Source organism: Dyella sp. 2HG41-7, from assembly GCF_021390675.1.
Lineage (GTDB): Bacteria > Pseudomonadota > Gammaproteobacteria > Xanthomonadales > Rhodanobacteraceae > Dyella_B.
In genome coordinates this window covers 908,825-930,528 of the sequence record NZ_JAJEJV010000004.1, presented here as the reverse complement: position 1 = coordinate 930,528, position 21,704 = coordinate 908,825, and the positions used below count along the sequence as shown (strand labels likewise).

General features: G+C 60.3%; 14 protein-coding genes. 6 read left to right on the top strand and 8 right to left on the bottom strand.

What is annotated here, in order from left to right:
- Positions 1 to 50 precede the first annotated feature (50 nt).
- Both L0U79_RS05580 and L0U79_RS05575 read right to left on the bottom strand, forming a co-directional pair.
- Positions 51 to 3,221, bottom strand: a complete 3,171-nt coding sequence (locus L0U79_RS05580; protein ID WP_233840895.1) for a TonB-dependent receptor plug domain-containing protein — start codon at positions 3,219 to 3,221, stop codon at positions 51 to 53.
- Between the two features lie 352 nt (positions 3,222 to 3,573).
- The gene (locus L0U79_RS05575) at positions 3,574 to 4,362 is read right to left on the bottom strand and encodes an AMP nucleosidase (protein WP_233840894.1); all 789 of its coding nucleotides are present in this window, start codon (positions 4,360 to 4,362) and stop codon (positions 3,574 to 3,576) included.
- Positions 4,363 to 4,588: 226 nt separating this feature from the next.
- On the opposite strand from L0U79_RS05575, the gene L0U79_RS05570 reads away from it, so the two are divergent.
- Both L0U79_RS05570 and L0U79_RS05565 read left to right on the top strand, forming a co-directional pair.
- On the top strand, positions 4,589 to 5,533 hold the full coding sequence (locus tag L0U79_RS05570) for a DegV family protein (RefSeq protein ID WP_233840893.1): 945 nt from the start codon (positions 4,589 to 4,591) through the stop codon (positions 5,531 to 5,533).
- 45 nt (positions 5,534 to 5,578) lie between these two features.
- A complete protein-coding gene (locus tag L0U79_RS05565) occupies positions 5,579 to 6,205 on the top strand; it encodes a DUF4124 domain-containing protein (RefSeq protein WP_233840892.1) in 627 nt (208 codons plus the stop codon).
- Between the two features lie 117 nt (positions 6,206 to 6,322).
- Here the strand turns inward: L0U79_RS05565 and L0U79_RS05560 are convergent, their stop codons facing one another.
- The gene (locus L0U79_RS05560) at positions 6,323 to 7,105 is read right to left on the bottom strand and encodes an SDR family oxidoreductase (RefSeq protein WP_233840891.1); all 783 of its coding nucleotides are present in this window, start codon (positions 7,103 to 7,105) and stop codon (positions 6,323 to 6,325) included.
- 141 nt (positions 7,106 to 7,246) lie between these two features.
- Here L0U79_RS05560 and L0U79_RS05555 point away from each other — a divergent pair, with 141 nt between their 5' ends.
- Positions 7,247 to 7,462, top strand: a complete 216-nt coding sequence (locus tag L0U79_RS05555) for a hypothetical protein (RefSeq protein WP_233840890.1) — start codon at positions 7,247 to 7,249, stop codon at positions 7,460 to 7,462.
- A gap of 79 nt (positions 7,463 to 7,541) precedes the next feature.
- Positions 7,542 to 8,363 (top strand): ATP-binding cassette domain-containing protein, encoded by an 822-nt coding sequence (locus L0U79_RS05550; RefSeq protein WP_233840889.1) that lies wholly within the window; start codon positions 7,542 to 7,544, stop codon positions 8,361 to 8,363.
- A gap of 94 nt (positions 8,364 to 8,457) precedes the next feature.
- Here the strand turns inward: L0U79_RS05550 and sppA are convergent, their stop codons facing one another.
- Together sppA and L0U79_RS05540 are read right to left on the bottom strand one after the other, a co-directional pair.
- Positions 8,458 to 10,332, bottom strand: coding sequence for a signal peptide peptidase SppA (sppA, locus tag L0U79_RS05545; RefSeq protein WP_233840888.1), 1,875 nt, complete (start codon positions 10,330 to 10,332; stop codon positions 8,458 to 8,460).
- A gap of 55 nt (positions 10,333 to 10,387) precedes the next feature.
- A complete protein-coding gene (locus L0U79_RS05540; protein ID WP_233840887.1) occupies positions 10,388 to 11,794 on the bottom strand; it encodes an MATE family efflux transporter in 1,407 nt (468 codons plus the stop codon).
- A 101-nt stretch (positions 11,795 to 11,895) separates the two neighbouring features.
- On the opposite strand from L0U79_RS05540, the gene L0U79_RS05535 reads away from it, so the two are divergent.
- Positions 11,896 to 13,071, top strand: a complete 1,176-nt coding sequence (locus L0U79_RS05535; protein WP_233840886.1) for a DUF3667 domain-containing protein — start codon at positions 11,896 to 11,898, stop codon at positions 13,069 to 13,071.
- Positions 13,072 to 13,472: 401 nt separating this feature from the next.
- Positions 13,473 to 15,647 carry a primosomal protein N' gene (locus tag L0U79_RS05530; protein WP_233840885.1) on the top strand — a complete coding sequence of 725 codons (2,175 nt, stop codon included), beginning with the start codon at positions 13,473 to 13,475 and terminating at the stop codon, positions 15,645 to 15,647.
- On the opposite strand, the gene L0U79_RS05525 is transcribed toward L0U79_RS05530, so the two are convergent.
- From L0U79_RS05525 to L0U79_RS05515, 3 genes are read right to left on the bottom strand one after another with little or no spacing between them, the layout of a single operon-like run.
- Entirely contained in the window at positions 15,644 to 17,101 is a 1,458-nt protein-coding gene (locus L0U79_RS05525) for an efflux transporter outer membrane subunit (protein WP_233840884.1), read from the bottom strand. The genes L0U79_RS05530 and L0U79_RS05525 overlap by 4 nt on opposite strands.
- On the bottom strand, positions 17,094 to 18,296 hold the full coding sequence (locus tag L0U79_RS05520; protein WP_233840883.1) for an efflux RND transporter periplasmic adaptor subunit: 1,203 nt from the start codon (positions 18,294 to 18,296) through the stop codon (positions 17,094 to 17,096). Before L0U79_RS05520 ends, L0U79_RS05525 begins: the two co-directional genes overlap by 8 nt.
- Positions 18,286 to 21,522, bottom strand: a complete 3,237-nt coding sequence (locus L0U79_RS05515; RefSeq protein WP_233840882.1) for an efflux RND transporter permease subunit — start codon at positions 21,520 to 21,522, stop codon at positions 18,286 to 18,288. Before L0U79_RS05515 ends, L0U79_RS05520 begins: the two co-directional genes overlap by 11 nt.
- Between the last annotated feature and the right edge of the window lie 182 nt (positions 21,523 to 21,704).

Sequence of the window (21,704 nt, the reverse complement as noted above, 5' to 3'; positions counted from 1 at the left end):
TTGTTCCGTTGCCGGCGCCATCCTTGGCGCCGGTGAATCCGCAACGGGAATTACCAGTCGAACTTCACGCTGAAATCCACGTAGCGCGGCAGTTCCGTCGAAACCGCGGTCTTGTACAGCGGGTTGTAGTAACCCGTCGAACCTTGGTAGATGACGTACGAGTTGTTGATGTTCGAGTACAGCAACGCAGCCTGTTCGTTGAACAGATTGTGCACTTCCGCCTGGAACGTGAGGTGCTTGTCCGCCCACGCCGGAATGTACGTCAAGCTCAGGTTGAGCTGATGAGTCCACGGCGTATGACCGCTGGTTCCCGGAGGAGAACCCATGCCGCCGAAAGCCACACCCGTGGGCGAGTTGCCGCTCGGCACGCCGCCGCAGAAGTGCTGGTACGGGCCACCGTACAGATCCGGATCGATCGTGGCGCCATAACCGCTCAAGCAGATGTTGGGCGCACCCGACTGGATGATGTACGTGCCGCTGATCATCCATTCCGGCGTAATGGCATACGAACCGAAGGTCTTCAGGGTATGGCGACGGCTGTTGGCCTGCTCACCGTTGGCATACGCCATGATGTCCGGGAAGTCCCACTGCGCTGTGGTCGAACCCGACTCACCGCCGTTTCGCTGGTTCGTCGTCTGGCCCGTCGCGGTTTCGGTCGGACCTTCGCTGCTGCCGTACGACTTGGCGAACACGTAGTCGACCTTGGCGTACCACTTGCCGTCCCAGGTGTGTTCCAAATAGTTTTCCAACGCGTAGTAATTACGCGACGGCTTCGGGAACGTCGAGATGATGTTCGTCAAGACGCCCTGTCCGGTGTTCGGATCCCACACCGACAGACCGCAGGGCTGCTGGATGTAGTTGGACTTGCCAGGATTGACCAGCGCACCCACGACGTTGCCGCAGGCAACGAGGTTGGTATCGTCGACAAGGTTGCCGGCCCGTTCCCAGGTTGCCTGCATGCCCCAAACCAGACCGGTATTGCCGATCATCTTCTGGAGGCCCAACACGTATTCGTCCTGGTATTCCGCCTTGAGGTTCTTAGCGGCGTAGTCCAAGGAATTACCGGGGACGCCATTCTCACCGTCCGGCGAATAGTAGCCAGGCGTCGTTACGCCCGGTGCCAGGTTGATGAGAACCGGAGTCAAGCCCGTCGGAACGCCATTGGCGCTGATGCCGGTGTAGGTATAGGTGACTTCGCCATTGATCGTACCCATGGCGGAGTTACGCGCGGCCAGACCTGCCGGCAGCGCCAAGTAGTAGCGACCTGCGTTACCGAACACCTTGAATGTGCTATCGCCAAACACGTCCCAGCTGAAGCCCAGGCGGGGCGCCCATTGCGGCTTGGTTTCCCGCACGTAGGCAACACCGTTCGGACCGAAGTTCTGGAACTCGTCGTTACGAATGCCGAGGTCGAGCAGCACGCTTGGCGTTACCTGCCAGCGGTCTTCCACATACTGTGCCTTCTGGCGGACGGCCAGCGTGACGTCCGAACCGAACAGACTCTGCGTCACGTAATTGCCCGGAACCGGCGTACTTACGTACGGAGCCGTTGTCGCATAGGGCGGCAAGCTGCCCGGCGTCAGGTAAGCCCAGGAACCGCCACCAAGAATTCGGCTACCGTCGTGATCGTCACGGTTCTGCATGTTGTCGATGCCGAACTTCAGATCGTGGTCAGCCGTGATTTTCCAATCCAAGTCAACGCGCAGATTGGCGACTTTGGTCTTGTGATTGGGGTTGCCGATCGTCGTATCGACCAGGTTCGGCACGACAACGCCAGGCGGTACAGCTACGCCCGAGTTGAAGGTAACGGGTGCCGCGTTGCCACCGCCAGCCAGGCTGGAGTAGTACTTACCGTCCATCTGGCCGTACAACACTTCGAGGGTGAGGTCGTCGGTGATGTACGAGGTGTACTTGAGGATGCCGAGGTCAAACGTGTTCTTGGTCAGCACGCCCGGACCGTAGAACGAGCCGACGCTCTGGTTCGAGTAGTTGTAGTTGTAGAAGTTGTTGTTGGTTTGGTTGTCCTGAGTGTGGACACCGGTCAACTCCAGCACGTTGCTGTCGTTGATGTTCCAATCCAACTTGCCGTAGACCTTGGGCTTATTATCCGCAGTGGACGACCAGAAACCTTGCGGCTGCGAGATACCGTTGGAGCCCAGACCGTACTGGTTGCTGTCGTGCTCCCATTCGGCCGTCAGGAAGAAGAACAGCTTGTCTTTGATCAGCGGACCACTGATGTACGCGTCGTACACGGTCTGCCAAATGCTGTTCTGCCTGTTGCCCCTTTCAATCTGGCCGTAGCCAGGAGCATAGGCCGTGGTGCCTTGACTCGGCGCCAGCCAGGAAGAACCGACCGGCGTCAGCGGATTGCTGTAATAGACGTTGTCGGCATTGCTGTCGGCGAAGGCCGGCTGCACGGACACATAAGCACCGGCGTGGAAGCTGTTACCGCCGCGCGCGCCGATCTGACTGATCACGCCGCCAGTCGAACGACCGTACTCAGGACCATAGCCCGAGGTGATGGTCTGCTGTTCGGCAATGGCGAAGTAAGGCAGCGCAACGCCGCCCGAGCCACCGATGGGGTCGGTGGTATTGAAGCCGTTGAGGTAGTAAGCGTTTTCCACAACGCTGTTGCCGCCCATGGAAACCAGCGGCGTACCGGTCGGACCGGTACCAAGCGATGACGGACCACCGGTCACGCCCGGAGCCAGCAGCGCGATGGCTTCAGCGCTGTGTGCGATCGGCAGCGTCTTCAATTGCTGCGCGGTGATCACCGAGGTCTGGCGTGTGGAGGACACGTCAATCGCAGGCATCGAGTTGGCCGTGACCGTGATGCTTGAAAGGTTCTTGACGTTCTTGTCCGTCTCGGCCGTTGCAAACGCCACTGGCGTACCGCCTTGCACCGTCACCGACACATGATCGTGCGTGGCGATGGCATTGCCGCCCTGCATCAGCGACACCGTGTATTCGCCCGTCGGCAACTGATTGACGCCGTAACGGCCGTTGTTATCGACAGCGACTTCGCGGGTCAAACCGGTCTGCGTGTTGACGACGCGAACCGTTTCGCCTGCAGCCGCCGGCGCGGTACCGAAGATCGAGCCCGTCGTGGCCTGCGCCAACACCTGTCCCGAAAAACCGAAACCCATCGCAACGGCGACGGCCAGCGCGGTGTGGCGCACCGGCAGCTTGCTCGATGCGGACACAATTTTCTTAATACTCATTTAGGAGCTCCCCAGCAGCAAAAAAACCCAGAGGCAAAGAAAAACCGTCAACGAAAAACCCCGCCCAGCGCGGTTCCCAATGCCGGCCGGATCGCTAACGATTTTTTACTTCCCCATCCCCGACAAATTGCTCGAGCCAAACACCTTTTTTAACGGCTCTTTAAGCACTCTGTTACCCCTGAAATTAAGGGCTCGAATAACAAAAAGTCAACAACAAATTCCCACGTGTAACAACTTTTCCAAGTATTTCGCAAGTAATTACGTAAACCGCATTTTCTCTCGCGCAAAGAACCGCATTAGCTGGACATCAACAAAAGCATACGAATATTAAACGCAAGAAAAAACGCATCGATTAATCCCCTAATTCGTCCTCGAATCGAAGGTGTTTGACGCTTCGCCCATTTCGCCGCACCAGCTTCAGCGCTTCGATGCCGATGCGAATATGCGATTCGACGAATTGCATCGTGACGCTCCGATCGCTCAATTCGGTTTTTACGCCTTCGGGAATCATGGGCTGATCGGACACCAGCAAGAGCGCGCCGCACGGAATATGGTTGGCGAAGCCCGCCGCGAAAATGGTGGCGGTCTCCATATCCACCGCCATGCATCGCGTTCGACGCAGATATTCCTTAAATGTTTCGTCGTGCTCCCACACGCGGCGATTGGTGGTGTAAACGGTGCCAGTCCAATAATCGTGCCCAAGGTCGCGAATCATGGTGGAAACGCCACGCTGCAATTGGAACGCGGGCAATGCCGGCACGTCGGAAGGCAAATAATCGTTGCTAGTGCCTTCGCCGCGAATGGCGGCAATCGGCAACACCAAATCGCCGATTTGATTCTTCTTTTTCAAACCGCCGCATTTCCCCAGAAATAATGCAGCGCTGGGCTGAATCGCGCCGAGCAAATCCATCACCGTCGCGGCATTGGGACTACCCATTCCGAAGTTGATGAGCGTGATGCCGTCCGCCGTCGCACTAGGCATCGGGCGATCGCGCCCCTGCACGTCGACGCCATGCCATTGCGCGAAGAGGTCGACGTAATGGGCGAAGTTGGTAAGCAAAATGTGGCGGCCGAACTGCTCAAGCGGCACGCCTGTATAGCGGGGCAACCAGTTGGTGACGATCTCGTGCTTAGTCTTCATTCAGAGCTCTTTTTCGAGCGCGGCGAGTCATCGCTGCGCGTTATCGGCGGCATGCCAAATTTCAAGTGCGGCCATCTTAGAACCAGCGGTCGGCAGGTTGCTGCGGCTCCGTGAACCCGCTGACAACTGCGCGGGAAGCCGCCCGGAACCTTTATGCGCTGCGACAATCACTTAGGATAGGTGCGTGCTATGGTGAGCACGCCAAACAGTGAGGGGAGTTGGCGACATGCGAATGGGCTTGGCCATCGATGCGTCTTGCGATTTGCCGCAGGACTTTTTGCAACAACACGACATCGCCGTCATGCCCATCGCGGTGCAGATCGACAAGGCCGTGTTCAAGGACAATCGCGATCCGGCCGAAATCGAGCGCTTCCTCAATCTCAAGCTAAGTAGTCGCAGTCATTCGGCGGAAACCGAGCCGTGCTCGGTCGAAGACGTACAGAAACTGTTTCTGGAAAAGCTCGTGCTGGAGCGGGACTGCGTGTTCTGCCTCACCATCACCGCAGCGCGCAGCCCCATCTACGACAATGTCGTCAAGGCGAGCTTTGCGGTATTGAAAAACTATCGCAGCGTGCGCGAACCCGCCGGAATTACCGGTCCGTTCTTGATGCGTGTGTTGGATACACGCAGTCTGTTCGCCGGATCCGCGCCGTGCGTGGTCGAGGCCGCGCGCCTAATGCAGGCGAACGAAACGCCTGCGGCGATACGCGAACGCGTGGCGTATATCGCCGAAAACTCCTACGGCTACATGCTTCCGCGCGACCTCTATTACTTGCGCGCACGCGCCAAGAAAAAAGGCGATCGTAGTGTTGGTTTGTTTAGCGCGGTGCTCGGCTCCACGCTGGATATCAAACCGCTGATTCGCGGTTATCGCGGCGACACCATGCCGGTCGGCAAGGTGCGCGGCTGGGAAACGGGATGCGAAACCCTGTTCGGCTATGCCGCCGACCGCGTGCGCGCCGGATTGCTGGTTCCGGTGATGTGCACGGCTTATGGCGGCGATCTCGCGGAACTCCCGAAACTGCCCGGCTTCGACAAACTCGCCGCTGCCTGCGAGGAATGCGGCGTCACCTTGATGCAGGCGCCGATGAGCATTACCGGCATGGTCAATGTCGGCGAAGGCGCGGTCACGATCGGTTTTGCGGCAGAAGAACACGACGTCGAGTTCTGAGCCTGTCGCCCATTCGATAAGCGAAAAGCACGAGAGCATTGCAGCATGATTCGCCTGGCCATCTGCGCGGTGCTGATACTCGCGCTGCTTCTCGTGGCAGCGCTTTGCGCGCCTTCGCGCGCGCACGCCCAAACGCTCACCGTTTACAAGTGCCGCACCGCGCAAGGTCAGCTGATCTACCAAGGCGCACCGTGCAAGCAAGGTCAGCAACAACAAACCATGCAGCTCGACGACAGCGGCCCCGCTGCCTCGCCATTGCCGGAGTCTCCCAACGCGCCACCGGCCGCCGCCGTTGCGCCACCCGCTCCGCCATCCGCGCCGCCTACACCGCCATCGACGATGTATCGCTGTACGCGCGCCACCGACCAAACCACCTATTTAAGTGCCAACGGCGATCCGCCACCCTACTACGCACCGCTCGCGATGACCGGCATCGTCCCCACGCCCTTGGGACATATCACGCCAGGCGTCAAAGCCAACGCCGCGATGGTCGCCAGCCATTACATACAAGTGCAGGATCAATGCGTACCGATGACGCTGCAAGACACGTGCTCGACCTTGCGCGATCAATTCGACGACAACGAACGCAAACTGTCGCGCGCCTTCAAGAGCGATCAACCGCCGCTGCTTCAACGCGAAAAGGAACTGCTCGATCAACTCAAGCATTGCTGAGCAAAGTTTGCGCACGATGTGCATCGCGTCACTCAAGTGACTGTCGCACAAGCGTTGTGAAGAGTTGTCCACAGCGTTACCACCAGGGTTTCCCCAGCGGCTGTGGAAAAGTAAGTCTCAAAATCCGAAGTTGAGAAACCCGCCATCTACCGCGAGCACTTGTCCGGTGATGTAGCTGGCGGCCGGCAAGCAGAGAAAGGCGATCGCTGCCGCCACTTCTTCCGGCTCGCCAATGCGACGCAACGGCGTACGATCGAGCACTTCATCCAGATAATCGGAATCCGCCAACGCGGGCTCGGAGCGCTGTGTGCGGATGTACCACGGTGCCACCGCATTGACGCGGATGCCGTCGATCGCCCATTCCGCCGCAAGATTGCGCGTGAGCTGATGCAACGCGGCCTTGGTCATGCCGTACGGTGAGCCGGTGCGTACATGCGTCATGCCGGATACCGAACCGACATTGACGATCGCTGCGCTGGCGTGCTGGGCAAGATGCGGATGCGCGAGCCGGCACATTTCGTAGGCGGAAAACAGGTTCTGCTCGAAGATGGCGCGGTATTCCGCTTCCTCGTAGTCGACGGTGGCTTTCGGGGAATTGCCGCCGGCGTTGTTGACGAGCAGCGAGAGCGGCATATCCAGATCCGCCACCCAATCGAAGATCGCGAGTCGGTCTTCCGCTTCGCTTACATCCGCGGCGAACGTCATCACTTCCACGCCGGAGAAATCGTCCGTCAATTCCACACTGACCTGTTCGAGGTAATCGCTGTCGCGCGCCACCAGCAACAGGTTCGCGCCCAAGCCGGCCAATTCGCGCGCGGCGGCATATCCGATGCCTTTGCTGGCGCCGGTGATCAGCGCGGTATGGTCTTGCAATTGCCAAGCGTCGATGCGGCTGTTCATGCGCGAAGCTTAGAGCTTGTCCGCTGCCTCTGCCTAGTTCATCGCCGGGATCGAGCGGGTTGTGCGCCGTGTCTACTTAAACGACTTGTCCGAAACGCCCACTGGCGAGACACTGAACGCGTCCCTGATCGAGGCCGCGCCATGAAAACCGCTACCGCACTGTTCTGCTTGCTGGCGCTTGGCGCCTGCAGCAACAAGCCGCCTGCGCCGCAATCCGATCCCAAGTCCGCCGCCGCAGCGCCTAGCGCGCCATGGGACGGTATGAAGCAGGACGAGCAACGCGCCAAGGACGTGAAAAAGTTGGTGGAAAAGCAAGCGGCGGATCAAGACAAACAGATCGAACAGCAAACACAATAGTTTTTACCTACACAGCGGCGTTTGGACGTCTGAACGTCCATCGCTTGCCATCGCCCACCGATGCAGGCAAGGTTCGGGCATGAGTCCCGATACCACGCACCACGCAGCTACTCCTTTGCTTGAGATCCATGAAGCCAGCGTGTTGCGCGGCGAACGCCTGATTCTCGATCGGCTCAGCTTGCGTTTGGCAGCCGGCCAGCACACCGCCATCCTCGGCGCCAACGGTTCGGGAAAATCCACGCTGATCCGGCTGATCGCGCGGCAGCTTTATCCGCTTGCGCGGCAGGACGGCACGCCAGTGGTGAAGATATTCGGCTCCGAGCGCTGGAATGTCACCGAGCTGCGCAGCCTGATCGGCATCGTATCGCCGGCGGTGCAACGGGATTACACCAGCGACTCGCCGTTGGAAGTCTTCGATGCCGTCGTATCCGGCTTCTTCGCCGCACGCGGTCTCGGTTTGGACCACCACGTGACCGACGTTATGCGCCAACGCGCTTATGAGGCGCTGGAGCAGATGGAAGCGACGTCGTTGATAGGACGCGAGATGGCGAGCCTCTCCACCGGCGAAGCGCGTCGCGTATTGATTGCCCGTGCGTTGGTGCATCGTCCCCGCGCGCTTTTGCTGGACGAACCTTGCGCGGGCCTGGATCCGGTCAGCCGTCGGCGTTTTCTCGAAAGCCTGCGCCATCTGGCGCAACGTGGCGTCACGCTGCTGCTTGTCACGCATCACGTCGAAGAAATCCTTCCGGAAATCGATCACGTGGTGCTGTTGCGCGACGGACGCATGCTGCGACAAGGTAGCAAGGCCGAGGTGTTGACGAACGACGCATTGACGACGGCGTTCGGCATGCCTATGCGCATCGCGCGTCAAGGCGCGTATTACCACGCCAGCGTAGACTGAATCCCTTTACACGCTGCGACTTGCATAGCGTGCCGCAACGGCGTGCTCTTCTCTCTTGGAAGAGAGCGCCGGTTTTACGCGACGCTCAATGTATTCAATGCGGCGTGCAGAAACAATACGAATACACGTTCGGCTGCCCCGCTTGCGCCGTGCTCAGCATATTCAACTCCGGCGCAAATGCCGGCAACTGCGCGAACCAGTTCGGCAGCTTTACGCCGTAACTTTGCAGACCCGCCACCATCGCCGATTGATTGAGGCTCACCACAAATCGCTCGAACGTGCCCATCGGTTGTTCCTGATAGCGCACGGAGTAGCCCTTTTCCAGCTTCGCCAGATCCGCAGCTTTTTGAATCGCCGCGTCGAGCCCGCCGAGTTGATCGATCAAACCGCGCTGCTGCGCCTGACTACCCGTCCACACACGACCTTGCGCGATCGTGTCGATAGCGGCGTAATCCTTGCCGCGCGCCTGCGCCACGCCGCCTACGAAATCGTGATAGCCCTTGTTGATGATGGACTGAATCACCGTGCCGACCTTGGGATCGAGCGGACGACTGATATTGAACGCACCGGCCAACGGCGACGTGCTTACGCCATCGGCGTTGACGCCCAGCTTGCCGAGCGCGCCGGGCACCGTGAAAAACATGCCGAAAATGCCGATCGAGCCGGTGATCGTGTTGGGCTCGGCGTAGATCTGATCCGCATTCATCGAGATCCAGTAACCGCCGCTGGCCGCGACGTCGCCCATCGAAACGACGACAGGAATGCCGGCTTTGCGCGTCAACGCCACTTCGCGTCGAATTTCTTCCGCCGCATACACTTCGCCGCCGGGCGAATTCACCCGCAACACCAACGCCTTGGTGCGCTTGTTTTCGCGCGCGCTGCGAATCAGCGCGGCCGTCGACTCGCCGCCGATGGAACCGGGCGGTTGTTGCCCGGAAGCGATCTCGCCTTCCGCGACCACCACCGTGACGGCGGTGCGGCTCAGATTGTCCTGGCTCGGCATCTGATCGGCGTAGCGATCCAGGGGCACGCCGCGGAATCCGTGTCCATCTTTGCCCGCAGGCACGCCTTGCGAGCGAAGCGTGTCGATCAACTCGTCGCGCGTGGCAAGACCGTCCACCAGGTGCTCATCGAGCGCGAGTTTGGCTAGATCGCCTTGCGCCGATGCAATGCGATCGGGCAGACCGTCGATATCCGCACGCACCACCGCTGGATCGAGTTTGCGCTGCTTCGCGATACGGGCGATGTAGTCGTCCCACAAGCCGCCCATCCAGTAACTGTCCGCTTCTTTGGATTCGGGCGATGCATGATCTAGTATGTAAGGTTCGGCGGCGCTCTTGAACTGACCGACGCGGAACAAGTAGACATTCACGCCTAACTTGTCGAGCAGATCTTTGTAGAACAGGCGATAGTTCGCCAAACCCGTAATCAGCAGACCGCCCTGGGGATCGAGCAAAATGCGATCCGCATGCGCCGCCAAGTCGTACTGGTATTGATCCAGATACGAAGCCCACGCAATCACCGGCTTGCCTGATGCGCGAAAACGATCCAGCGCCGCGCCGACTTCCGTCAGCGCCGCAAAACCCGAGGCTTGCAGATGACTGGGATCGAGCACGATGCGCGTGATATGCGAATCCTTGGAGGCCGCGTCGATCGCGCCGACGATGTCGCGCAACTGCACTTCCTTCGGTTCGTTACCGGAAAGCTTGGACAACGCGCGTTGCATCGGATTGATGCTGTATTGCTCGACCAGTCGCCCTTCCGGACGCAGCACCAACACGCTGTTGTCCTGAATGTCGTTGAGGTGCTTGGACGCGCCGAGGGCCAGGATGAACAACCCCACCACCCACAGGAACAGGAAGAACACCAGGTTGAGAATGATCAACCGCACGATGTTCAACCCGCGCCCGAATACGCGCAGAAACGCCCAGAATCCGTTCGGCTGCCGCAGAGGCGGGGGTGTCGTCATAAAACTCTCGGATGGAAGGGTATGGCTGCCAGCGTAATGGTTCTGGCAGCGCCGGTCATGAGGGAATCCTCGCATCCGCCGCGTCCGGCGCAACAGGGCCAAACGTCCCGTAACGAAGTCGGGATGAGCTGCGCCAGAATCGTATAAATAAAAGCAAGGCCGCCATGCTCAGGCCGGCGATCAGCCCCATCCAGATACCCCGGGCGCCCAGCTTGAGGTGGAACGCCAACCACCACCCCACCGGCATGCCGACCATCCAATACGCGAACAGCGTGATCGCCATCGGCACGCGCGTGTCTTTCAGGCCACGCAAGGCGCCGTTGGACGCCACCTGGATGCCGTCGGAAAACTGAAACAATCCGGCGAGCAAAAGCAACTGCACCGCCAGCTCAATCACCGTGTTGTCGCGCGTATACAGCGAGGCGATCAAACGCGGGAAACCCAGCATCATGCACGCCGAAATTGTCTGCGTGACCAAGGTCAGCCCGATGCCGCAAAAACCGGCATAGCGGATACCGGGCACATCTCCACGCCCCACGGCATTCCCCACGCGCACGGTAATCGCCATCGCCAAGCCCAATGGCACCATGAAAAAGAACGCGGCCACGTTCAACGCCACCTGATGGCTGGCCACCATGTCTTCGCCCATCGTGCCGATCAGCAGCGCCGCCGCCACGAACAGGCCTGCCTCGGCCAGCAGCGTGATCGCCATTGGCATGCCGATATGCACCAGCTGCCCGATGCGCCGCCAATCCGGCCATTCGAAATGCGCGAACAGCCCCATGCCCTGGTAGTTGCGATGGAAGAAGATGTAAATCGCGAACGCCAGCATCTCAACCCACAACGCCGTGGCCGTAGCAATGCCGCAACCGCGCGCGCCCTGTGGCGGCAGACCGAGCTTGCCGAACATGAAGACGTAGCCCAGCGGCAACAACAGCAGCAGGCCGCCGAAGGCGAAATACATGGAAGGCCGCGTGAGCGACAAACCCTCAGACAAACCGCGCAACGCGAAGTAGCACGTTAACGCCGGCGCGCCCCAACTGATGGCGCGCAAAAAGGCGTCCACATCAACATAAAGCCCTGGCGATACGCCGATTAATCTGATCAACGGCTCGGCGTGACGCACGGCGAACCACAGCACCACACCCATCATCAGCGCCAGCCAGATCGCCTGATGAAACACGTCGCCCGCCGCGTGCCGACGGCCGGCGCCGTCGAGCTGTGAAATCACCGGCGGCACCGACATCATCATGCCGATACCGCTCACGATCGCCAGCGACCAGATGCTGGCGCCCACCGCCACGGAACCGAGCACATGCGCGCTGACGTGCCCGGCGAGCACAGCGTCGATCACATTGCTGCCGATCGCGGCAAGCTGGGCCAGCATCAGCGGCAAGGCCAAGCGCACGGTCGCGCCGATCTCCCGCGATACCCGGGCTCGGTCGAGATGGAAGGGTTTCATAAAGGGATACTCCGAGCCGCTTAGTGTACCGCGCTGCGATTGGCAGTTTCCCCCGTCCGCCCAACCTGCCAAGATTCGGCGCTGAATCGTAGGGGAAGCGCATGTCGAACAAGGAATTGACCTCGTACGAGGGCGCATGCTGCGCCAACTGCCAAACGCCGCTGGAAGGCGAGTACTGCCACCACTGCGGGCAGTCGGTCCATAGCGTGCTGCGGCCGGTGCATGGATTGTTCGAGGAGTTCTTCGAAACTTTCCTGCATATCGACGGGCGCATCCTGCATACGCTGCCGCCGCTATTTCGCAAACCGGGTTTTCTGACGCTGGAATATTTCAGCGGACGACGCGTGCGCTACATCGCGCCGTTCCGTTTGATGTTCGTGTTGTGTCTGCTCTCTTTTTTCGTGCTGCATTTGGCGACGGATGTCATTACGCACCGCATCGAAGAGCGCCATCGCTCGGCCGCGCTGGTCGTCACCAACGACGATTTTGCGCAAGCCCAAACCGCGCCTGAGGTATCGGCGGTCCTCAGCAAAAGACTGGCGGCTCTGGAAGCCACCCGCTCCGTTGGCAACGCCGCGATCGTCGCCCAGATCGACAAAGCCGAGCAGCAGCTCCGGGATCAGGCGAATGACCGATTGACGGAACTGGGCGCGCCGGCGAAGGCATCGACCGTGGTCGCCGCTGCGCCACCCCCTCATGCCGAACAACCGGACAAGCCCATCAATCCGGTGCACATCTCCTGGCTGCCCGCATTCGCCAATGAACGCCTGACCGAGTTCCTGGAACACGCGCGCCGTAACCTCAAAGCCTTCGACTATACGAATCACCACGGCACCGTCGCCGAACGCCAAGAGGCGATCGATCATCTCGTCGCCGGCTTCTATGGCGTGCTCCCCGGCACGATGTTGGTGTTGGTCCCCGTGTTCGCGCTGTTGTTGACACTCTTTTATATCTTTAAGCGCCGGCTCTACATGGAGCATCTGATCGTCTCCCTGCACAGTCACGCGTTCATCTTTTTGAGCCTGTTGCTGATCGTGCTCGTCGGTATCTTGTCCACGTGGCTCAAGCCGTATTCCTCGTTCGCCGGACACGCTGTGAGCATGCTTCAGCTTCCCCTGTTCCTATGGATACCGGCCTACCTGCTCATCATGCAAAAGCGGGTCTACCGGCAGGGATGGGCGATGACCGTCGTGAAATTCTGGTTTATCGGGTGGTTCTATTTCTGGCTGCTCGTCTTGTTCCTACTGGTCGCCGCCGCGCTTGGCATTGTTCACTGACTGTCATTTTCGGACCCCTAAAAGCCCGGTTTTGCACAGCGTCAAGGTATTGACATACACGTGTGTCAAGTCCGTGAGATCGGCGCGGGCAAGAACGATGCGCGATTTTAAGTTATTGACATACCTGATTATTTTTAGCTGATCAAAAGTTGAACAGCGTGTCACGAGGGCCGTTTTAATGCGCGAAAAGGCATCCGATCAACGGCGCATCCACAGACTTATCCACAACTCTTGTGGATAAGGGAAAAATCGTGTGCTGATGAGCCACTTAGCGGGTTTTCCTAGATGACAGGGCAGCAATCGCCGGCAAGCATCCACCACGCCACCCTTCGCGGGCGAATTGTCAGCGCGCGTGCAGCGACGCGATACACTCGACCCATACCGGCTCCACGTTACCGACCATGCCTTCCGTTCTCCGCGTCGCCCTGCCGGTGCCCCTTCCCACTTTGTTCGACTATCTGCCGCCGGTAAGCGGCAATGTCGCGACAGGCAGTCGCGTGCTCGTGCCCTTCGGACGCAACAAAGCGGTCGGCGTGGTGGTGGAAACCGATGTGCCGGCGCTCGTCGGAAACACACGATTGAAGCGGGTGCTGCGCGTGCTCGACGACGCTCCGCTGCTGAACGCGGAATTGATGCAGACCTTGGCGTGGGCCGCCGATTACTGGCTCGGCGCGCCGGGCGAAGCGTACGCCAACGCGCTGCCTCTGCTGCTGCGCGAAGACAAGCCGTGGCCGGAAACGCAGGAACCGATTTGGCAGCTGACGAACGCCGGCCATAGCGCGCTCGACGCGGGCAGTCGGCGCGGCAGCAGTCGCGCCTTGTTGCAGAGTTTGGTCGCTGGCCCTTTATCCGCTTCCGAACTGGACATGGCATTGTCCGATTGGCGCGCTGCCGGGCGACGGCTTCTTGAGGCCGGCTTGATCGAGCGCGGCGAACCCGCGCCCGTATCGGGTTTCGTTCCCAACGCGCCCGCACTTGCCTTGCACGCCGAACAAACGACGGCCGTTGCGGCGGTGACGGAAGCGTTCGGCCGATTCCAACCGTTTCTGCTCGACGGCGTAACGGGCAGCGGCAAAACCGAGGTCTACCTCGCGCTGATCGAACGCGCGCTCGCGCAAGGCAAGCAAGCGCTGCTGCTGGTGCCGGAGATCGGCCTCGCGCCGCAAACGGTGCGCCGCCTGCGCGAACGACTGGGCGTGCCGGTCGAAGTGCTGCATTCCAATCTCGCCGAAGGCGAACGCGCGCGCGCATGGCTGCGCATGCGCTCGGGCGAAGCGAAGGTGGTGCTCGGCACGCGTTCGGCGGTGTTTACGCCCTTGCCGCACGCGGGCGTCATCATCGTCGACGAGGAACACGACAGCGCATACAAGCAGCAGGAAGGTTTCCGTTATCACGCGCGCGATCTCGCACTCGTACGTGGGCGCGCGTTGCAGGTGCCGGTGGTGCTCGGCTCAGCCACGCCATCGCTGGAGAGCTTGGCGAACGTCGAAGCCGGGCGCTATCACGCGTTGCATTTGCGCTCGCGCCCCAGCGCCGCGCATCCGCCGCAGGTGCAGATCATCGATATGCGCGCGCAGCGTCTGGATCACGGTCTTTCGCCGGCGCTGATGCACGCGGTAGCGGATACGGTGGCGCGCGGCGAACAAGCGCTGGTGTTTCGCAATCGTCGCGGCTATGCGCCCGTGCTTTTATGTCACAGCTGCGGCTGGCATGCGGAATGCCCGCGTTGCGATCACCCGCTCACGCTGCACGCCGCGTGGCGAAAGCTGGTGTGCCATCACTGCGACAACCAGACGCCCGTGCCCGCCACCTGCCCCGTCTGCGGCGGTCAGGATTTGAAACCTCAAGGCCAAGGCACCGAACGACTGGAAGAAGCGCTCACCGCGCATTTCCCGCAAACACCCGTGCTGCGCATCGACCGCGAAACCACACGACGTCGCGATGCATTCGAACATTTGCTTGGCAACTTGTCCGTGGATGCGCCGGCGATTTTGGTCGGCACGCAGATGCTGGCGAAAGGTCACGATTTGCCGAATCTCACCCTGGTCGCCATCGTCGGTGTCGACGAAGGTTTGCTTAGCGTCGACTTCCGCGCAGGCGAACGATTGGCGCAGCTGGTGGTGCAAGTCGCCGGACGCGCTGGTCGCGCACGCAAGCCCGGACGCGTGCTGTTGCAAACGCATCATCCCGACCATCCGATGTTGCGCGCGCTGCTCGCGCAAGGCTACGCGGCGGCGGCCAAAGACTTGCTCGCCGAACGGCGGCAAACCGGATTACCGCCGTTTGGTCATCAAGTACTGTTGCGATGCGAAGCGCATCAACGCGCCGCGGTGGATGCGTTTCTATCGGAAGCGTGCGCGGCGTTGCCGAACGCCGAAACGCTGCAGATCGCCGGCCCCATGCCCGCGCCGATGCCGATGCGCGCAGGGCGTCAACGCGGGCAACTGCTGATCGAATCGTCAAACCGTCGTCACTTGCACGCAGCCATGCGTCCGTGGTCGGCGCAGCTTTCGCAACTGCCGTCCGCGCGCAAAGTGCGTTGGTCGCTGGATGTGGATCCGATCGATCTGTACTAGCGCGCGCTCGCCGCCTCAGGCGCTGCTGCAACATCCATTCCGGTATCGCGCGACCAACCGCCGCCAAGCGCACGAATAAGATCCACGCTTGCCTGCAATCGCCGCGTACGAATCGCCTCCGCACTGCGCTGCGCCGAGAGCGCCGCGGTTTGCGCAGTCACCACATCGAGATAGTTCACGATGCCTTCGCGATAACGATTGGTGGCAATGTTCAACGTCTGCTGCGCCGCTGCGAAAGCCTGATCTTCTTGGTGGGCTTCGACGCCAAGCTGATGCAGCAACGCGAGATCGTCTTCCACCTGACGGAACGCATCGAGCACGGTTTGTCGATAAACATCGGATGCCTCGGCAAACTCCGCATGCGCTTCACGCAGCTTGGCGCGGCGCAAGCCGCCGTCGAAAAGATTCAACGTCGCCAACGGCCCCAACGCCCAGAACCGATTGCCGGTGGCGAGCAGACTGCCCATGCCGGTGTCCTGAAAACCGATATTTCCCGACAAACTCAAGTCCGGGAAAAACGCCGCACGCGCGACGCCGATGCCGGCGTTGGCCGAAAACACGCGACGTTCCGCCGCCGCAATATCAGGACGCCTCTCGAGCAACGTAGACGGTACGCCAACCGGTGTAACGGGCACCTGCAGCGGATCCTGCGTCGATGCAAGGGAGAAACTCGAGGCCGGCACACCCACCAGCGTTGCGATGGCGTGCTCGGTGATCGCACGTTGCGCAAGCACGTCGGTCACTTGCGCCTGCGCGTCGTCGAGCTGTGCTTGCGCGCGCGACACATCGAGACCCGAGGCGATACCGCCGCCGTGACGGTTTTCGGTGAGATCCAACGCGCGCTGATACGCTTTCAGCGCATCCTGCAGCGTGCTCAATTGGATATCGTAACCGCGCAGCCGCATGTAATCGTTGGCGAGTTGCGATTCGAGGCTCAATTTCGCCGAGGCGAGATTCGCCTGCGATGCTTGCGCAAGCGCGTGACCTTCGCTGATTTCATTGCGAATCCGACCCCACAGATCGAGATCGTAATCGGCCGCGAGACCGATCGTGTCCGCATCGTATTCGTTCGGCTGATTGCTGCCGCGCAACGGACGATTGTTGGACTGACGCGCGCGCTCAGGATTGGCCATCGCGCCGAAAACGGGGAACAACCCAGAGCGGAGCTGACTTTCAAATGCGCGCGACGCATCGTATCTCGCAAGTGCGGCAGCCAAGCTTGGATTATCACTATCCAGCTTCATTTCCAGCTGATTCAACGCGCTGTCGTTGTAAACCGCCCACCAGTTGCCGCGCGACGCCTCATCCGACGGCGCCGCAACCTTCCACGCCGTATCACCTTCCTTGAAGCTGGTCGGCATCGGTGGCAGCGTCGGGGCATGGTACGCGGGCGCGAGCGAGCAACCGCCCAACGCGACAGCGATGCCGAGTGCCGCAACGACGCGCTTAATCACTGCGTTTCCCCGTATCTTGCGCGGCCAGATTTTGCGCAGCTTCCGCTTCCACGTGCACTTTGTCGCCATCGAGCAGCGAATCGGGCGGATTCTCGATCACGCGATCGTCCGACGTCAGGCCTTGATCGATCTGCAAGGTCGAGCCGAGATCCACAGCAATATGCACATCGTGCAAATGCGCGCGACTGTCCGGGCCGAGCACCGCCACTTGCGCGCCGTGCGCACGGAAAATCAGTGAGCTTGCCGGCACGCTGACCATATGCGGATTCGTCGACACGCCCACGCGCACATCCGCATAGTCGCCCGGCTTCAACGCGCCGTCGGTGTTGTCCGCCACGAATTGCGCAAGCAGACTGCCGGAACTCTGATTGATCGCGTTGGAGTTGCCGAGCAAGGTCGCTTCAAACATGCGTCCAGGTTGTTCCGGCACGGCGAGCTGAACTTTCATGCCTGCCTTGATGCTGTTCGCGTCGACTTCCGGCACCGGCACGTACAAGCGCATGCGACTGGTGTCGGCAACGGTAAACAGCTCGGGACCGCTTTCATTGTTGGCGGTGATCAAATCGCCAACATCCGTGCGGCGCGCGGTGACCACGCCGTCGAACGGCGCGACGATCTTCTTGAACGACTCCAATGCATTCAGGCGATCCACGTCGGCTTTCGCGGCGAGCACGGTCGCCTGCGCGGCTGCCGCTTCGCCGCTCTTTTCATCGGCTTCTTGTTTGGAGACCGAATCGGAAGTGAGCAAATGTTGCCAACGCTTCGCCGTGATATTGGCAAGATTGGCATCGGCTTGCGCCTTGGCAAGCACGGCCTTGGCTTGCTCCAGCTGTTGATCCAGCTCCGGCGTATCGATCGTCGCCAGCACATCGCCGGCTTTGACCTTGTCGCCGATATCTTTGTACCAGGCCTTCAGATAGCCGCCAACGCGCGCATGGATCGGCGCACTGTTCCAGGCAGAAAGATGACCCGGCAGCGAAATGAAATGTTCCTTCGCGGAATCCATCGTCGGTGCAAGACGCACGCTGGGAATGAGCTGCGCATCGGTCCATTGCACCAATTCATGCCGCTCGTGGTAACGGATGGCCAAACCTATTGCAACCACCAACAACGCGACGATGGCGCCGCCGATACCGAGCGGTTTAAGCCGCGGCGTTTTCTGCACAACTTGGACGTGGGCGGGATTATGCGACATGAGGAAGCCCCGGAACGGAATGCGGATTTTCAGCGGTTTTTTCACGGCCGTGCACGATGCTGAAGATCACCGGCACAAACAAAAGGGTGGCGCAGGTGGCGAAGAGCAGGCCGCCGATCACGGCGCGACCCAGCGGCGAGTTCTGCTCGTGCGCCAGCGCCATCGGCATCATGCCGATGATCATCGCCAACGCCGTCATGCACACCGGACGGAAGCGCGTAAAGCCCGCTTCCAGTGCGGCCTTCAACGCGTCGCCGTGCTCGGCCAAGCGTTCGCGCGCAAAGCTCACCACCAGAATCGAGTTGGCGGTCGCCACGCCCATGCACATGATCGCGCCCGTCAAGGCCGGCACCGACAGCGTGGTGTGCGTGATAAACAACATCCACACGATGCCGGCCAGCGCCGCAGGCAACGCAGTGATGATTACGAACGGATCCAGCCACGATTGGAAGTTCACCACGATCAGCATGTAGATCAGCACGATCGCGCCAAGCAAACCGAAAAGCAGCCCGGAAAACGCCGTATGCATGGCGGTCACCTGGCCGAGCAACTGCACGATGGAACCTTTCGGTCGATCCTTGGCCGCATCGTTCAAGACTTTTTGGATGTCGTTCGCGACGCCGCCGAGATCGCGCCCTTGCACCGATGCATAGATATCGAACGAAGGCGCGATGTTGTAGTGCGTGACCACCGCGGGACTCGCCGTGCGCTTGATCGTGGCGAGCGCACCGAGAATCTGCCGCGCACCGGTCGCCGACGACGTAACCGGCAAGCTTTGCAAATCCGCGAACGTGTCCATGCGGTATTGCGGCGTCTGTGCCACCACCGCATACGACACGCCATTGGACGGATTCAGCCAGAACACCGGCGCCACCTGCAGACTGCCGGCGAGCGAGGCGACCATGCTGTTGGTGACATCGTGCTCGGTGATGCCAAGCTCGTCGGCGCGCACACGATCGACATCCACGTTCAACTGCGGCGCACCCGTGGACTGCTGCAAGCGAACGTCGGCGATGCCCGGAATTTTGCGCATTTCACGCAGCAAGCGAATGGCGTAAGCCTGATTCTCCGCGTTGTGACGACCCGAAATTTTCACATCCAACGGCGCGGGCGCACCGAAGTTGAGAATCTCGCTGGCGATATCGGAAGGAAGAAACGCAAAGCTCGTTCCCGGAAACTCCCGTGGCAACGCGGCGCGAAGTTTCTTGACGTACTCGTCGGTGTCGCCGTGATTCGCATTCAACAACACCTGGATGTCGCCATCCTGCGGCCCGATGGTGCCGCTGTTGTTGTAGACCATATTGGTACCGCTCAACGGCAAGCCGATATTGTCGATGATGCTGTCCAATTGATCCGGCGGAATGACTTGGCGAATCGCGTTTTCGACACGATCAAACTCGGCGGCGCTTTCCTCGATACGCGTACCGACCGGCGCGCGAACATGAATCGCAATGGCGTCCGATTCTGTCGATGGGAAAAAGTCCTGACCCAGGAACGGCAGCAGCACGAACGACACGACGACCACAGCCAGAAAACCGATCACGAACCGACGGCGCGCACGCAATGCCAGTGACAAACAAGCGTAATAGGCATCGCGAATCTGCGAGAAGCGATGTTCGAAGCGTTGCTGAAAAACCACCAACGCAAGGCGCAGGCGACTGCGTTTTACCGCCGGGCGCTGATCGCCTTCGTGATGATTGATGTACGCGTCTTCAGGATGATCGCCCTTGCCTGCTTCCGTTTGGTGCGGCTTGAGCAGATACATCGCCATAGTCGGCACCAGCGTGCGCGATAGCACGAACGAAGAGGCCATCGCGAAAATCACCGCCAGCGCCATCGGGCGGAACAAGAATCCTGCGACGCCTTCCAGCATAAACATCGGCACAAACACGATGCAGATGCAAAGCAGCGACACGAAGGCCGGCGTCACGATCTGCTTGGCACCGTCCATGATCGCCGTGTGCACGTCTTTGCCTTGCTCAAGATGCCAGTTGATGTTCTCGATGGTGACCGTCGCGTCGTCGACGAGAATACCTACCGCCAGCGCAAGGCCGCCGAGCGTCATCACGTTGAGAGTTTGGCCGAATACGGCGAGCAGCGCGATTGCAGATAGCACCGCTAACGGAATAGACACGGCGATGATCACCGTCGAACGCCAGCTTCCGAGAAACACCAGAATCATCACCGACGTCAGCAGCGCCGCGATAATGCCTTCGCGCGCTACCGAAGCGATGGCGCTGCGCACGAAGATCGACTGGTCGCCGAGCAATTTGATCTTCATCGACGACGGCAGCGTTTCTTCCGCCAACGGCAACAACTTCTTGATGCCCGCGACTACGTCCAGGGTCGAGGCATTGCCGCCTTTCAACGCAGGCATTAGCACGGCGCGGTGCCCGTCCACGCGCACCACGTTGTTCTGCGGCGGCGAGCCGTCGCGCACGTGCGCCACCTGGCCGATGGTGATGGTGGCGCCGTCCACCGTCTTGATCGGAAGATTGTTGAGTTCTTCGATCGCCACGGGACTGTCGTTGAGTTCGACCGTGTATTCGTAGTTGCCGACCTTTACGTCACCAACGGGCACGATCTGGTTCTGCGCGGCCAACGCATTGCCGACGTCCTGCGCAGAGAGTCCTTTCGCGGCAAGCGCCTGCGGGTCCAGGTCCAACATCACCTGGCGCTGCTTGCCGCCGTAAGGTGTGGGAATGGCCACGCCCGGTACCGAAATCAGCATCGGTCGCAGAAAGTTTTGCCCAAGATCGCGGATGGTTTGCTCGCCGAGCTTGGTGCTCGACATCGCCATCTGCAGCACCGGCACGGTGGACGCGTTGTAGTTGATGATCTGTGGCGGCGTGATACCGGGCGGCATCTGCTTGAGCACCGTCTGCGAGATCGAGGTCACCTGCGCGGTCGCCGTGCGCACGTCCACGCCCGGCTGGAAGAAAATCTTGACGACGCCGATGCCCGGCAGCGACTGCGATTCGATGTGCTCGATATCGCTGACGGTCGAGGTAAGCGAGCGCTCGTAGTAGTAGATGACGCGGCCGGACATCGCGCTTGGCGACAAGCCGTTATAGGTCCACACCACGCTGATCACCGGAATACCAATGTTCGGGAAAATATCGGTCGGCGTGCGCATCGCGGCCAAGGGGCCGACGATAAGAATAAACAGCGCAAGGACAACGAAGGTGTAGGGGCGCGCGAGCGCGATTCTGACGAGACCCAACATGCAGCGGCTTCCAGCGACACGGGCTAACGGAGGCTGCATTATCGAAAAACGCCTGCCGTGGCGCCTTTCGCAGGCATGAAGATTGTTTCATAAAAGGGCCGAGCACCGACCGACGGTCATTAATCGGCATGATTGGAATTCGACGATTCCGTTTTTTTGCTCGTCATCCCAGCGAAAGCTGG

What these genes read in the sequence shown, in the direction of transcription:
- L0U79_RS05580 (WP_233840895.1), bottom strand. Translation starts at nt 3,221, where the DNA reads ATGAGTATTAAGAAAATTGTGTCCGCATCGAGCAAGCTGCCGGTGCGC.
- L0U79_RS05575 (WP_233840894.1), bottom strand. Translation starts at nt 4,362, where the DNA reads ATGAAGACTAAGCACGAGATCGTCACCAACTGGTTGCCCCGCTATACA.
- L0U79_RS05570 (WP_233840893.1), top strand. Translation starts at nt 4,589, where the DNA reads ATGCGAATGGGCTTGGCCATCGATGCGTCTTGCGATTTGCCGCAGGAC.
- L0U79_RS05565 (WP_233840892.1), top strand. Translation starts at nt 5,579, where the DNA reads ATGATTCGCCTGGCCATCTGCGCGGTGCTGATACTCGCGCTGCTTCTC.
- L0U79_RS05560 (WP_233840891.1), bottom strand. Translation starts at nt 7,105, where the DNA reads ATGAACAGCCGCATCGACGCTTGGCAATTGCAAGACCATACCGCGCTG.
- L0U79_RS05555 (WP_233840890.1), top strand. Translation starts at nt 7,247, where the DNA reads ATGAAAACCGCTACCGCACTGTTCTGCTTGCTGGCGCTTGGCGCCTGC.
- L0U79_RS05550 (WP_233840889.1), top strand. Translation starts at nt 7,542, where the DNA reads ATGAGTCCCGATACCACGCACCACGCAGCTACTCCTTTGCTTGAGATC.
- sppA (WP_233840888.1), bottom strand. Translation starts at nt 10,332, where the DNA reads ATGACGACACCCCCGCCTCTGCGGCAGCCGAACGGATTCTGGGCGTTT.
- L0U79_RS05540 (WP_233840887.1), bottom strand. Translation starts at nt 11,794, where the DNA reads ATGAAACCCTTCCATCTCGACCGAGCCCGGGTATCGCGGGAGATCGGC.
- L0U79_RS05535 (WP_233840886.1), top strand. Translation starts at nt 11,896, where the DNA reads ATGTCGAACAAGGAATTGACCTCGTACGAGGGCGCATGCTGCGCCAAC.
- L0U79_RS05530 (WP_233840885.1), top strand. Translation starts at nt 13,473, where the DNA reads ATGCCTTCCGTTCTCCGCGTCGCCCTGCCGGTGCCCCTTCCCACTTTG.
- L0U79_RS05520 (WP_233840883.1), bottom strand. Translation starts at nt 18,296, where the DNA reads ATGTCGCATAATCCCGCCCACGTCCAAGTTGTGCAGAAAACGCCGCGG.
- L0U79_RS05515 (WP_233840882.1), bottom strand. Translation starts at nt 21,522, where the DNA reads ATGTTGGGTCTCGTCAGAATCGCGCTCGCGCGCCCCTACACCTTCGTT.